At 62.4% G+C, this 12577-nt stretch carries 14 protein-coding genes and 1 tRNA gene; 9 read left to right on the top strand and 6 right to left on the bottom strand.

Annotated elements, in window-relative coordinates:
* Nucleotides 1–167 precede the first annotated feature (167 nt).
* From B9A12_RS14715 to B9A12_RS14700, 4 genes are all read right to left on the bottom strand, one after another.
* On the bottom strand, nt 168–353 hold the full coding sequence (locus B9A12_RS14715; protein ID WP_084058861.1) for a hypothetical protein: 186 nt from the start codon (nt 351–353) through the stop codon (nt 168–170).
* A 71-nt stretch (nt 354–424) separates the two neighbouring features.
* On the bottom strand, nt 425–1366 hold the full coding sequence (locus B9A12_RS14710; protein WP_084058860.1) for a patatin-like phospholipase family protein: 942 nt from the start codon (nt 1364–1366) through the stop codon (nt 425–427).
* A gap of 13 nt (nt 1367–1379) precedes the next feature.
* Nucleotides 1380–1868, bottom strand: a complete 489-nt coding sequence (locus B9A12_RS14705) for a peptidoglycan-binding domain-containing protein (RefSeq protein WP_212636966.1) — start codon at nt 1866–1868, stop codon at nt 1380–1382.
* Nucleotides 1869–1874: 6 nt separating this feature from the next.
* Nucleotides 1875–2318: a chitosanase gene (locus B9A12_RS14700; protein ID WP_170920639.1), complete on the bottom strand. Its 444-nt coding sequence runs from the start codon at nt 2316–2318 to the stop codon at nt 1875–1877.
* Nucleotides 2319–2442: 124 nt separating this feature from the next.
* On the opposite strand from B9A12_RS14700, the gene B9A12_RS14695 reads away from it, so the two are divergent.
* From B9A12_RS14695 to B9A12_RS14660, 8 genes are all read left to right on the top strand, one after another.
* Entirely contained in the window at nt 2443–3684 is a 1242-nt protein-coding gene (locus B9A12_RS14695; RefSeq protein ID WP_084058878.1) for a nitronate monooxygenase, read from the top strand.
* A gap of 168 nt (nt 3685–3852) precedes the next feature.
* Nucleotides 3853–3928: transfer RNA gene (locus B9A12_RS14690), tRNA-Ala, on the top strand.
* A 219-nt stretch (nt 3929–4147) separates the two neighbouring features.
* The gene (locus B9A12_RS14685) at nt 4148–4594 is read left to right on the top strand and encodes a CoA-binding protein (protein WP_084058859.1); all 447 of its coding nucleotides are present in this window, start codon (nt 4148–4150) and stop codon (nt 4592–4594) included.
* 18 nt (nt 4595–4612) lie between these two features.
* Nucleotides 4613–5416, top strand: a complete 804-nt coding sequence (locus tag B9A12_RS14680; protein WP_084058858.1) for an LbetaH domain-containing protein — start codon at nt 4613–4615, stop codon at nt 5414–5416.
* A gap of 160 nt (nt 5417–5576) precedes the next feature.
* Entirely contained in the window at nt 5577–6038 is a 462-nt protein-coding gene (locus tag B9A12_RS14675) for a hypothetical protein (protein WP_139796659.1), read from the top strand.
* Nucleotides 6004–6945 (top strand): radical SAM protein, encoded by a 942-nt coding sequence (locus B9A12_RS14670; protein WP_212636965.1) that lies wholly within the window; start codon nt 6004–6006, stop codon nt 6943–6945. Before B9A12_RS14675 ends, B9A12_RS14670 begins: the two co-directional genes overlap by 35 nt.
* A gap of 364 nt (nt 6946–7309) precedes the next feature.
* Nucleotides 7310–8506: a pyridoxal phosphate-dependent aminotransferase gene (locus B9A12_RS14665; RefSeq protein ID WP_084058855.1), complete on the top strand. Its 1197-nt coding sequence runs from the start codon at nt 7310–7312 to the stop codon at nt 8504–8506.
* A gap of 290 nt (nt 8507–8796) precedes the next feature.
* Nucleotides 8797–9588, top strand: a complete 792-nt coding sequence (locus B9A12_RS14660) for an SPOR domain-containing protein (RefSeq protein ID WP_084058854.1) — start codon at nt 8797–8799, stop codon at nt 9586–9588.
* Nucleotides 9589–9613: 25 nt separating this feature from the next.
* Here the strand turns inward: B9A12_RS14660 and B9A12_RS14655 are convergent, their stop codons facing one another.
* A complete protein-coding gene (locus tag B9A12_RS14655) occupies nt 9614–9823 on the bottom strand; it encodes a hypothetical protein (RefSeq protein WP_084058853.1) in 210 nt (69 codons plus the stop codon).
* Between the two features lie 63 nt (nt 9824–9886).
* Nucleotides 9887–11830 carry an ASKHA domain-containing protein gene (locus B9A12_RS14650; RefSeq protein WP_170920638.1) on the bottom strand — a complete coding sequence of 648 codons (1944 nt, stop codon included), beginning with the start codon at nt 11828–11830 and terminating at the stop codon, nt 9887–9889.
* 275 nt (nt 11831–12105) lie between these two features.
* Here B9A12_RS14650 and B9A12_RS14645 point away from each other — a divergent pair, with 275 nt between their 5' ends.
* A complete protein-coding gene (locus tag B9A12_RS14645) occupies nt 12106–12534 on the top strand; it encodes a Smr/MutS family protein (protein ID WP_084058851.1) in 429 nt (142 codons plus the stop codon).
* Nucleotides 12535–12577: the final 43 nt, after the last annotated feature.

Here is a 12577-nt window from a genome sequence, read left to right as displayed (position 1 = left end):
GGCACGGCGCCGCCGTGCCCCTACATCATCCACAATCCAAATGATGCCATGGATGTGGTTGGGCATCACATGGTCAGGGAGCGTCCTGGGCCGGTGGTGGCCTACCGACGGGCCTTGCCTTTTCCTCGTTGGGAAGAGGGGATCGCCTCCCGGCGCCGCGGTGGGGTTCACCTGCCGTCTTTTCCGCCCGGCTCTCGGTCACCGGCGGGGATACGTCCCGTACCGCCGCAATCGGGGCAGATGGCGTTGGCGTAGTCCACACAACAGGCGCCCGGGCGGATCACCGGTTCATGGGCGCACACCAAGCCCGTTCCCGCGCACCTGGAACATGTTTTTTCCCGTCTCTCTTCCACCTTGTCAGACTCCCTCTCGAGCCCCTATCCACGGTGCCTGCGTCGCTGCAGAGCCCCTGAGCCTACACGCCTTATCCCTCGTCCGCCGTCAGCCATTGGCAGGCCCGTTCCAGGTCCTCCCGGCGCTGCTTCATGAGGGTCTGGGCCTCCAGTTTGAGCGCCGTGATGTTGGCCGCCGAGGCGTTATCCATATCGTCGCTGGCCACATGGAGCGGGATCTGGAACCGGGTGAACCGGTCTCCCAGTATCTGGCGAAGCTGGTAGTCCACCGCGTCGCTCACTCCGTCGAAGACCACATTCAAGATGGGAATGGCCCAGCCCGCCAGCCCCCAGTCCTTGGCCTCGTCGTAGGTGATGGGGCGGGTGAGTTGGCCTGTACCCAGGGAAACCACCATGATCTCCTCGTCCTCCGGATACAGCCGCCGGGCTTCCGCATAGGCCGACACCGCCGGGTTGTTGACAAAAACACCCCCATCCACCAAGGCCTTGGTTTCGTTTCCCATGCGGATCCGGGCCGGCTCAAAGTAGGTGGGGGCCGCGGAGGTGGCCCGCGCCGCCCGCTTCATGGGCACCATGGCGGTCTCGGAACGCCAGCTCTTGAAGAAGAAGGGCGCACGGTCTTCGATGTCGTAGGCGGACACCAACACCTTGGTGAGGGCATCGCTCAGGACCGTATCGCCGAAATACTCATCCAGAACCCGTTCCAAGGGCTCGTGGGGGTACTTTTCATCCAGGAGCCCTCCGGCCGAGCTCATTCCTTTCCAGAAGGATCTCTTGAAGATGTCCCGGCCCCTGTCGGCATAGAGATCCACCAGGTCCCGGGCGGCGAATCGAGGACCGTCGCTTCCGGGGACGGCCAGGGCCATTGCCAAAATGCCTCCGGTGGATGTTCCCGCCATCAGGTGAAAGTTTCGCGCCGTGCGCCGCCCGGTGAGCCGCTCCATCTCCGCCAGCACCATGGCGGGGATGATCCCCCGAATGCCGCCTCCATCGATGGACAGTATCCGTACCATGAGGCCTCCTCTCTCAGGAAGTCAAGTCCAGCCGGGCTCGGGTGGCGGGCCCCACAATCCCGTCCACCTTGAGATGGCCCGAAGCCTTTTGAAACGCCACTACGGCCCGGTGGGTCTGAGGGCCGAAGATTCCATCCACCGTGACGGTGTAGCCCTTGGCCGCAAGAGCTTCCTGGAGACGACGCACGTCGTCGCCGCGAAGGTAGGGCGTCTGGAGGCGCAGGAACCGCTCCGGTTCCTCTTCCGCCCAAATGCGCACCGGATCCCCCACCAGCACCGCCTCATGGATTCGAACACCCCGAACCACCAAAGGCAGCTCCAGGCCCCACTTGTCCTGGGCCATCAGGTCTTCGAAACTTTCCATGCGATAGACCGTCCTGTGAAGGAGCGGGTTGGAGTGCGTGGCGAGCCAGTGTTTGCGCACCTGGACGTAGCGCTGGACCCATTGGGTTTCACCCAGGGAAGCGGCCGTTCCGAACCGCTCCAGGGTGCGATCGCGCATGCGCCGTCAGGATCCATGGATGATGCTGTCGTAGACCACCGAGACGCCCAAGGCTATGTGCACGCCCAGCGCCTCGGCCGCCCTTCGGCTGGGATCCCAGTAGATCCGATCGAAAAAGGCGTCCTGCACCTCGTGCATGACAGGATCGTCGCCCGCATCCTGCAAGATCCCTTTGAAGCGCCCGTCAAAATTGAGGGCCGGGTCGCGACGGGCCAATTGCGGCAGGTAAGCGCGCAACGGCGGCCCGAAGGCGCTGTCGCGCCGCTCGCAATAGTCTCGAATCAGCAGGTACAGATTGCCGCTGGCCAGGGTGGTTTGGGACCGGCCGTAGGTGAGCTGGCCGGAATCCAGGGGATGGTAGGTGACCTTGCCGTAATCGCCCTGGACCCGACCCGTTTCGAAGACGTTCACGATGGCCTGGGCGGTCCGTTTTTGTAGATCGCTCAGCATGACGCCTCCTTCGCCCTTCCAAAGTGAAGTGCATTCATGGTATCCAGGAAAAAATGAATTGCATTCATCGTATCCGCGGCAACGGATGAAAGACAAGGCGAGGTCCCAGAAAATGCAAAGCACCATGGACAAGAAACTGGACGATTTTCGTTGGAAAGTGGCGGGAAAAGAATTGGTCCCTTTGGTCATCGGGGGGATGGGAGTGAACATCTCCACCACCGAACTGGCCTTGGAGGCGGCCCGGCTCGGGGGCGTGGGGCACATCTCCGATGCCATGATGCCCGCGGTGACGGACGATGTCCACGGGACTCACTTCGTGGAGGAGAAGGCCCGGGAGCACCGTGGAAGTCGGAAGGGTGCCGACAAATCGGGAGTCCGATTCCAGGTGGCCCAGGTGGCGGAAGCCACCCGGATGTACGTGCGGGAGACCATGGCTCGAAAGAAGGGACCGGGGCTCGTCTTTCTCAACTGCATGGAAAAACTCACCATGGCCAATCCCAAGGAGACCCTGCAGACGCGTCTGAAGGCCGCTCTGGATGCGGGGATCGACGGCATCACCCTGAGTGCGGGCCTCCACCTGGCCAGCTTTGCCCTCATGGCCGACCACCCCCGTTTCCGCCAAGCCCTGCTGGGAATCATCGTTTCATCCGCCCGGGCCCTCAAGCTGTTCCTGAAGCGGGCGGCCCGCGTCAACCGCGCACCCGACTACGTGGTGGTGGAGGGTCCTCTGGCGGGCGGACACCTGGGTTTCGGCCTGGATTGGAAAAAGTTCGATTTGAAGAGCATCTTTGAAGAGGTTCGCCAGTACCTGAAAAAAGAGGGATTGTCCATCCCGGTGATTCCGGCGGGTGGGATCTTCACCGGCACGGACGCCGTGGAATACATGGAGGCCGGGGCGGGAGCGGTCCAGGTGGCCACCCGGTTCACCGTGACGCGTGAATCGGGGCTTCCGGAGGATGTGAAACAGCGCTATTTCGAGGCGGAAGAGGAAGACATCGAGGTGAACATGCTTTCGCCCACGGGCTATCCCATGCGCATGCTCAAGCACTGCCCGGCCGTCTCGCGCCGGGTCCGCCCCGCCTGCGAGGCCTATGGCTACCTGTTGGACGGAACCGGGCGCTGTTCGTACTTGGAGGCCTACTATCAGGCGGCGCAAAACGGCGGAGCCGACCAACTTCGCCAGGTTCAAAAGGTGTGCCTGTGCACCCACATGCGCCGCTACCAGTGTTGGACCTGCGGCCATTACACGTACCGGTTGAAGGAAACCACGAGAAGGAATCCCGACGGCACCTATCAGATCCTCAGCGCGGAACACGTCTTCAAGGACTACCGGTTCAGCACCGGCCATGAGATCGCGCTGCCTTAGCCGTCTTACCCGGTCGAGAGCCGCCATTCCCGAAAGGGGAGGGCTCGGTCGAAAAAGGCGATGCGATATTCCCCTTCAGCGCCGAGGAAAGGACGAGCCAAGCCGTTTGGGTCAAGCCGTTCTTGACACGGACTTTCAAAAGGGCTATAGGGTTTCCACTTCCAGCGTGGGGATGTAGCTCAGTTGGGAGAGCGCAGCCTTCGCAAGGCTGAGGCCACGGGTTCGAATCCCGTCATCTCCACCACGCCGCGATCAAAAGACCCATCGGGCCGGACCCGATGGGTCTTTTTCATAATGGGCTGAAGAGCAGTCGGTGGAAACGGTTGGGCGCGGGGCGTGGCCCCCGTTGCCCGGGGCCGGTCCTGGTTGACGTTGAGACGGAGATTGGCATAAGGTTTTTGGATGCAAGGGATACAAACGCCACGGCCAAGCCGTTTCTCAACCAGTGGACCGGGAGGGTGCCATGATTGAGTGCGAACTGCCCAGAGAAAATCCCAACGATCCCGAAATCGCAGAGATCCTGAAAAACGCCCAGACCATCGCGGTGGTGGGAATCTCCCACAAGGAACACCGGGATAGCCACAAGGTGGCCAAGTACCTCAAGGAGCAGGGCTACACCATCATCCCCGTCAATCCCAAGTACAAGGAGGTGCTGGGGGAGCCCTGCTATCCGGATCTGGCGTCCGTACCGCACAAGATCGACATCGTGGACATCTTCCGAAATATCGAAGCCATCCCCGGGATCGTGGACGAAGCCATCCGGGTGGGGGCCGGTTGCGTGTGGATGCAGCTGGGACTCGCCCACAATGAATCGGCGGAAAAGGCCCGGGCCGCCGGCCTCAAGGTGGTCATGAGCAAGTGCACCAAGGTGGAACACCACCGGCTCTTGGGGGCTGGTGCCAAAGAGTAGGAAAGGAGACCTGATTCCATGGCCCAACGCATACCCGCATCGGAGCTGTTCGATTTGAGCCTATTCGCTCACCGGGCCCTTTTCCGAGAAGACGACAACGTGTGGGAGGCCCTATCCCGCCTCAAGGACTACCTGGCCGAGCATCTGGTTTCCAACGTGTCGGCCGTGGGCTCGTTCGGCACGCCATTGCCCCGGACCGTGGTGCTCTGGGAGGAAAAGGTTTGGTTCGACGGCTTCGAGATCCTGGGGGGCGACGCCGGCAAAGGCACCTTGCGCGTCCGCATCCGCGGCACGGAAACCACCGAGGCCACCATCCTTTACGGCGGTTGCGTACTCATGGACTCGCGGATCCAGATCGGCCGAGGATCGGTGGTGGAGCCGGGAGCGCTCATCAAGGGACCCACGGTCATCGGCGATCACACGGAAGTTCGCCAGGGAGCCTACCTCCGCGGCACGTGTCTCATGGGGGATCGCTGCGTGGTGGGCCACACCACGGAAGTGAAATCCAGCATCTTTCTGGACGGGGCCAAGGCGGGCCACTTTGCCTACATTGGAGACAGCATCCTGGGAAACGACGTGAACCTGGGAGCGGGCACCAAGCTGGCCAACCTGAAGATCAAGGGAAATTCCATCCAGATCCGGACCGAGGCGGGATTCCTGGACACCGGTCGGCGCAAGCTGGGGGCTGTCCTCGGCGACGGCACGGAAATCGGCTGCAATGCCGTGACCAATCCCGGCACCATTCTTGGCAAGAAGAGCCTGGTCTGTCCGGTCATGTCCGTTCGTGCGGGCTACCATCCCGCTCGCACGCTGATCCGCTAGCCGGCTGTCCGAAAACACACAACAGCCGCACATGGCCGCCGTCGCGGAGCGGAAAGAGCGGGCTGAGGCAACGATGGCAAGCAGGGAGAACGCACAGAGGGTTTCCGCCCATTTCCGCCGGCGCCATCGGGAGCGGTCCCGGGAAGGGGGGCCCTACAAAATGACCCCGCTCGGCGCATGGGCTGCTTCCGATCCGGACGCTCTCATCTTCTTCTTCGGCGGGCTGGCCTTGGAAGAGTGCCGCCTTTTCTGCGACCTGGGAAGCGGGGACGGAACGGCCGTCTGCTGCGCTGCTCTTTTCACTCGCGCTGTGGGCATCGAGGCCGATCTGGAACTGTGCCGGGAGGCGGCCGCCCACGCCCGGGCTTTGCACCTGGTCCCTCCACCCCATTTCGTCTGCGCCGATTACAGCCTCCTTCGGCCGCACCATGCCGACTGCCTCTACCTCTATCCCGACAAGCCTCCTTCGGGACTCCACCACCTGGTGCCGCCCGGCTGGTCGGGAAGGCTTCTCATCTACGGACCCCATTTCCCGCCCGAGGGGTTCCGATGCGAAAAGGTGCTTCGCTGGAACCGAGAAAGCCTCCATGTCTACCGACGCCTTGCCCACACTGGGAAATGAAGGGCCCATGGGCGAAGGGTTGAGCCCGGACGCCTACACGGCCTGCCAACTGTGCCCGCACCGGTGCAGAGTCGATCGGACCCAAGGACAAAAGGGCTTTTGCGGCGCCGGTGCCGTCCTTCGAATCAACGATGCCATGCCCCACTTTGGGGAGGAAGCGGTGTTGGTGGGGGAGGGGGGCTCCGGGGCCATCTTCTTTTCCCATTGCACCCTTCGGTGCGTCTATTGCCAGACGGCGGAAATGAGTTGGCGGGGCGAAGGCACGGACACCTGCACCCGGCGCCTGGCCGACCTCATGCTGGAGCTCCAACAAGACGGCTGCCACAACATCAACCTGATCACGGCCACACACTTTCTGCCCCACGTGGTCCATGGGATTCGGATAGCCCGGGCGCGCGGACTCACCCTTCCCATCGTCTACAACACATCCAGTTACGAAAGAGTGGACATTCTGCGGATGCTTGAAGGGCTGATCGACATCTACCTTGCGGACTTGAAATATGTGTCACCGGACCTGGCCCAACGCCTGTCCGGAGCGGAAGACTACCCGCGCGTGGCCTGTGACGCTTTAGTGGAAATGCACCGGCAGGTGGGGGACCTGGCCACAGACGGTCGGGGTATCGCCCGGCGGGGGCTCATGGTGCGTCATCTGGTGCTTCCCCACCACCTGGAAGAAACCCGGGCGGTCCTGGGCTGGATCGCCTCCCACCTGCCTCCCCACACCCATGTGACCCTCATGGGCCATTACCGCCCCTGCCACCTGGCTCGAGACCTTGCGCCGCTCAACCGGCCTCTCACGGAAGACGAATACCGGGCCGCCCAGCAGGCGGCCAGGGAAGCCGGACTGACCCGACTGGACCGGACCCACGAAAGGCTCTATCCCCTCCTTTGGCATCGACCCCGGTAGAAAAATAAACCCCTTGGAGGCTGTCTCACAACGATCTCCCGGCCTTTTGGGCCTTTCTGACAAATGCAATGCAACTGTGCCATGTGATGTTTTCTGAGCTGTGTAGGGGCGGGTTCGGAACCCACCCTACGGCGGCCTGGCCAGGCCGGCAGCACCGGCCCACAGGGAACACACCCTGGGCGGTCCTCGGACAAGCTCCCAGCCCCTCCAAACCCAGGATTCCAACGGAGGAAGACCGGCTTGCTGAATCGCCGGGATTCTGGTAGCACAACATAGGCATGCTACGCCATCCACGGACCCTGCCGATCTGGGGCCCGATGAGAGGAACCCAACGCAACCCACATCATGTGAAGGAGCCAACACGATGACCATTGCCCACCGGATGCGAAACTACCTGGAAAGGGCCTCCTGGATCCGCAAGATGTTCGAAGAGGGCGCACGCCTCAAGAGCCTCCACGGCCCGGAAAACGTCTTCGACTTCAGCCTGGGAAACCCCAACGTTCCGCCTCCGCCGTCCGTCAAGGAAAAGCTCCTGGCCATCGTGGAAAAACCGGATGCATCGATCCACAGCTACATGCCCAACGCCGGCCTTCCCGCCACCCGTGAACGCCTGGCCCACTATCTCAGCCGGGAACACGGCGTGCCCCTCACCGCCGATCACGTGGTGATGACCTGCGGAGCCGCCGGAGCCCTCAACGTGGTCCTGAAGGCCTTGTTGGATCCCGGTGACGAGGTGGTGGTACCGGCTCCATTCTTCGTGGAATACGGATTCTATGCCGAAAATCACGGCGGGGTGCTTCGCACGGTGCCCACTGGAAAGGATTTCACCCTGGACTTGGAAGCCCTGGAGGCGGCCATCGGTCTTCAAACCAAGGTGGTGCTCATCAACTCCCCCAACAACCCCACCGGACAGATCTACGACGCCGACTCCCTGAAATCCTTGGCCCAAATCCTGCGCCGCAAGAGCCGGCAGGCGGGGCGCCCGATCTTTCTGATTTCCGATGAACCCTACCGCAAGATCGTGTACACGGACGATCCCGTTCCGTCCATTTTCCAGGCCTATGAAAACGCGGTCATCGTCACGTCCTTTTCCAAGGACCTGTCGCTGCCCGGAGAACGCATCGGCTACGCCGCGCTCCATCCCCAGGCGGAGGACGGACCGACGGTCATGGGCGCCCTGGTGCTGGCCAACCGGATCCTGGGATTCGTGAACGCACCGGCCCTGATGCAATGGATTCTGCCGGACCTTCTGGAAGAGTCGGTGGACGTGGGCATCTATCGCGCCAAGCGTGATCGGCTCTATGGAGCCTTGAAAGACGCCGGCTACGAACTGAATGAACCGCCCGGGGCCTTCTACCTCTTTCCCAAGAGTCCCCTTGCCGACGATGTGGCCTTCGTGCGGATCCTGCAAGAAGAAAACATCCTGGCGGTGCCGGGAAGCGGATTCGGAGGTCCGGGGCACTTTCGGCTGGCCTATTGCGTGGACGATCGCACCATCGAGGGGGCGGTGCCTGGATTTGCCCGCGCGCTGGAAAAGGCCCAAAAGGGCCAGGGGGCGTGACCGGAAATGCCCATTTTAGAAGTTTTGGGTAGGCTAAGTGTTCGAAATTGCGGTGGCCCCAATGGATGATTTGGCGTTCTCAGACAGCTTTCCAGGAGGTTGTCTTAAAACGCTCAGGTTGCTCCCTTCTTGTACGGACGGAAGGTTGAGGCGACCAGGCGTGCCCGCGCTGCCGGCCTGGCCCGGCCCACCGCGCGCTCTAAAAGCCGGCCAAGGCCTCCCAGGGCAGGGGAGATCCGCAGAGGAACCCGCACCGAAGACCCGCGGGGTGAAAAGCATAAGGAGGGACCATGGATAGAAGATCCGTAAGGCCGCAGCCCCGACGTGGGAGTTCCCTCAAGTCCGGAGCGCGACGAGCCCTTTTGGGCCGCGTCTTTTTGGCCTTGTCCCTGGGTATTGTTTTCGCGCTATTGCTGTCCTTGCTCTGGAGGCACAACGCCCAGCCGCCCGCCGACACCCGGGAACCGTCTCCCAAGCAGAAACTGGTCAAAGAGGTTCCCAAAAAGGCGGTACCGGAACCCCGCGTGTTGCCCCTGGGATCCCAACCCGCCGCCACCGAGTCTGAGAATTCGACCGCCGTGAATGCGCCCGCCGCCCCCGCATCGGAGCACACAGCGGAAGGCCCGTCGGCGGCTCCCGAGACGCCCCCATCGCCTGAACGTCCGGCGGCCAAGGCCGGAGGTCCTTCCGGACCGGGGGCATCGGCGCCGTCCGTGCCGGCCCCGCAGGGTGCGACCCCGGCACCGTCCGCCGAGAGTGGGCCGGCTACCGCCCAGGAACCGGACCTCCAGAGGGCACCGGCCCCGGGACCTGGCGTCACCCGGTCCACGGCCCAAACGGGCTACGTGGTGCAGGTGGGCGCTTTCAAACGGAAGGCAAACGCCGACAAACTCTCCCGCCGGCTGAAAGCGAAAGGATTTTCGGTCCACGTGACCCGGTTCAAACACAAATCCCTGGGATGGCTCTATCTGGTGCGGCTCCGTCCCATGGCCTCCCAAGCGGAAGCTCACAAGGCGGCCGACAAGATCGCCGCCCTGGAGAAGACCAAGCCGCTGGTTCTCAAGCTCCCAAAGGCTCCCTGAGAGTCGGCCGATCACGGCAGGGCCCTCAAGCCCCGCCGCACGCGGCCCGGCGACGCTTCTTGATCTCCTGCCGGCATAGTTCCCAGATCACACACGCTTGCCGATAACGGCAGTAGAGTTCGGGATCCGTACACGCATCGCAGGAATCCAGGCATTCTTGGCAATATCCGTACTGGTACTTTTCACAACGCACCGTCGCATCTCGGTCCGGATGGAACCGGCACTTATCTGTCATGCGAATTCAGCCTCCTCCTCGTACCGGCAAGGAAAGGGTCCCTGAAGGCCCTGCCGGGACGTCTCATGCTCCTCTTCGTTTCTTCAACACCTGGCGCACGGACGGAAACAGGCTTTCGTCCGTGTGCGGCAGAAAGAGCGCCGCCACAAACTCGTTCATGAAACCCGCGTGCACGCTCAACTCAAAGTAGGTCATCTGCCGGGCGATGGCATTCGCCTTCCGATAGGCGTGGGTGGAAAGAAGGGCTTGACGGGCTCCCGCCACCGAACTGTTCCCGATGAAAAGGATCTTTTCCTTGGGCACATCCGGAAGCAGGCCGATCCGAATGGACTTTTCGATGTCCAGATGCGCGCCAAAACCGCCCGCCACATAGAGCCGGTCCAGGTCGAAAAACTGAAGCCCCAGGCCTTCCAGCAGGATCTTCATGGCGGCCAGGACCGCGGCCTTGCTCTTCATGAGGTTGCCGATGTCATCTTCCGTGATGACCACCGCTTCGCCCGTCTCGCTCTCCGATTCCTGAGCCACGACGAATTCCGGCACGCCGTCCGTCACCCGAACCCGTGGGTGGTCCAAAGCGATAAACTTTCCGTTTTGGTCGATGATCCCCTCGGCCACCAGCTCGGCCATGCAGTCAATGAGGCCCGAACCGCAAATCCCCCGGGCCTTGCCTCCTCCGATGGTCTGGATTTCCACCCGATCGCCATGGATACGCACCTTCTGAACCGCCCCCTTGGTGGCCCGCATCCCGCACTTGGTGCCACCGCCTTCGAAGGCGGGTCCCGCCGACGCCGAGCAGCAAACCAGCCACTCGTTGTTTCCCACCACGATCTCGCCGTTGGTGCCGATGTCGATGAGCGCGCTGAGCTGGGAGCTGTCGTTCATGCCGCACGCCAAAACGCCCGCCGTGATGTCCCCGCCCACGTAGCTGCTGACACAGGGCATGCAGTGGAGCAGGGCATCCGGATGACCCGTGAGGCCCACTTCGGCCGCTCGGGCCCAGGGAATGCGCGTGGCCGTGGGAATATAGGGCTCCACGCGGATCGTGCAGGGTTCCAGGCCCACCAGCAGGTGCGTCATGGTGGTATTGCCCGCGGCCACGAAGGAGACAATGTCCGTGGGCTGGATGCCGGCCCCCGCCACCAGGGAATGGATCAGGGAATTGATGGTGGTCACCACGGCGTTCTTGAGCGGGTCCACGCCACCGCGGCCACAGGCGAAGATCATCCGGGAGATCACATCCTCCCCATAGCGTGCCTGCTGATTGTGGCTCGCCTCCACGCCAATCACTTTGCCGGTCTTGAGATCCACCAGCTGCGCCACGATGGTGGTGGTCCCCACGTCGATGGCCACACCATAGGTCCTTTTGCTTGTATCGCCCGGTTCCAGAGCGCGCACATGATGGCACTGGGCGTCCAGGCAGTGAACCAGCGCCGTCACTTCCCAGTTATTCTTGCGAAGCAGGTGGGCCAAGTCCTTGAGGCACGCAAAGTCCGATTCCCACTTCACATCGGGATGCTTGCGTGCAAGGGCCCGGTAGATGCGTTCCAGGTCCGACAGGTTGTCCTGAATGGTCGGTTCGGGAAGCTTCAGGAAGACCTTGTCGCACAGGGGCTTGTAGTACGGCACGGGGGCCGGAACCGTACCCGCTTCCTGAGGGGAGGGCTCGGCGTAGTGGACGATGTTGTCCACCATGAGGATCTGTTCTTCTTCCTGACGTGCCTCGGGAGGAATCCAGACCTCCACGTCCTGGTCCTTGAGCGTGCTCTGGCATGCCAACACGAAACCCGCATCCAGCTCCTTTCGGTCCAGAAACCCCACACCCTGGCTGGACATTTCCACCTGGCCGGAAAGAACCTTGAGCCGGCACTTGCCGCAGACCCCCTCCCCTCCACAAAGGCTGTTGATGTAGATGCCCGCCTGCGCCGCCGCATCCAGAAGCGTATCTCCCGGAGAGGCCTCCACCACCCGATTTTCCGGTTGGAACGTCACCTTGATGCGATTCGCCATCTGCGCCTCCATTTGCTCTTAATAAGAGAAAGTACGAGCTTTTACGGCTTGCGCCGTTTTCCGCCCACTGGTACTTTGCATGTCGCCTCCCATATAATACCTGTTCTTAATGGATACAAGGTGTGTCCCGTAGGAGGAGGGGGGACCCAAATGAGTCGGTCACCCCCTGGGCCCAACCTTCTCCCGTCCAGGGAAAGGGCGAAAAAGAAAGCCCACCCAGGGAGAGGAAAAAAGGAAACGATAAAGCGCTCCCCACAGCAAAAGGATGACGAGCGATGGGCGATGGGTCCTACCAATCCATTGTTCATCTTCCCATCGACGGGACCCTGGACCTGCACACCTTCCGGCCGGAAGAGGCAGCGGAGCTGGTGTGCGGCTACCTGGAAGAGGCGGCCGCCAGAGGACTCCACCAGGTCACCATCATCCACGGAAAGGGCAGGGGGGTGCTGCGGCGTCGTGTGCGGTCCCTTTTGGCAAGGCATCCCCTTGTGCTCGGTTTTCGGGACGCGGATCACCGCTCAGGGGGCTGGGGCGCCACGGTGGTGCGCCTTGGCGCCGGCCATATCTCAGCGACGGATCCTGGAAGAGGGGAGCGTTCAGAAAGCGAGGCAAGACGGCCAACTGCCCGGGAAGCGTCTTTCTGGTTCAAGTTTTTGGCGGGCCTGGCGGCCGGAGCCGCCCTGGCCTGGTTGCTTGTGGGGTGACGGGTGATGCGGGGCAAGGGATGGAAGCGGCATCATCGCACGG

The organism is Desulfacinum hydrothermale DSM 13146 (assembly GCF_900176285.1).
In the GTDB taxonomy this organism is placed as follows: Bacteria; Desulfobacterota; Syntrophobacteria; order Syntrophobacterales; family DSM-9756; genus Desulfacinum; species Desulfacinum hydrothermale.
The sequence above is the reverse complement of the archived record's forward strand: the minus strand, read 5'-3'. Positions and strand labels throughout refer to the sequence as shown.

Bases quoted from the DNA above. Each gene is read 5' to 3' on its own strand.
- B9A12_RS14705 (WP_212636966.1), bottom strand. From the start codon at position 1,868: ATGCGCGATCGCACCCTGGAGCGGTTCGGAACGGCCGCTTCCCTGGGT.
- B9A12_RS14670 (WP_212636965.1), top strand. From the start codon at position 6,004: ATGTCTACCGACGCCTTGCCCACACTGGGAAATGAAGGGCCCATGGGC.
- B9A12_RS14685 (WP_084058859.1), top strand. From the start codon at position 4,148: ATGATTGAGTGCGAACTGCCCAGAGAAAATCCCAACGATCCCGAAATC.
- B9A12_RS14645 (WP_084058851.1), top strand. From the start codon at position 12,106: ATGGGCGATGGGTCCTACCAATCCATTGTTCATCTTCCCATCGACGGG.
- B9A12_RS14660 (WP_084058854.1), top strand. From the start codon at position 8,797: ATGGATAGAAGATCCGTAAGGCCGCAGCCCCGACGTGGGAGTTCCCTC.
- B9A12_RS14695 (WP_084058878.1), top strand. From the start codon at position 2,443: ATGGACAAGAAACTGGACGATTTTCGTTGGAAAGTGGCGGGAAAAGAA.
- B9A12_RS14655 (WP_084058853.1), bottom strand. From the start codon at position 9,823: ATGACAGATAAGTGCCGGTTCCATCCGGACCGAGATGCGACGGTGCGT.
- B9A12_RS14700 (WP_170920639.1), bottom strand. From the start codon at position 2,318: ATGCTGAGCGATCTACAAAAACGGACCGCCCAGGCCATCGTGAACGTC.
- B9A12_RS14675 (WP_139796659.1), top strand. From the start codon at position 5,577: ATGACCCCGCTCGGCGCATGGGCTGCTTCCGATCCGGACGCTCTCATC.
- B9A12_RS14710 (WP_084058860.1), bottom strand. From the start codon at position 1,366: ATGGTACGGATACTGTCCATCGATGGAGGCGGCATTCGGGGGATCATC.
- B9A12_RS14665 (WP_084058855.1), top strand. From the start codon at position 7,310: ATGACCATTGCCCACCGGATGCGAAACTACCTGGAAAGGGCCTCCTGG.
- B9A12_RS14650 (WP_170920638.1), bottom strand. From the start codon at position 11,830: ATGGCGAATCGCATCAAGGTGACGTTCCAACCGGAAAATCGGGTGGTG.
- B9A12_RS14680 (WP_084058858.1), top strand. From the start codon at position 4,613: ATGGCCCAACGCATACCCGCATCGGAGCTGTTCGATTTGAGCCTATTC.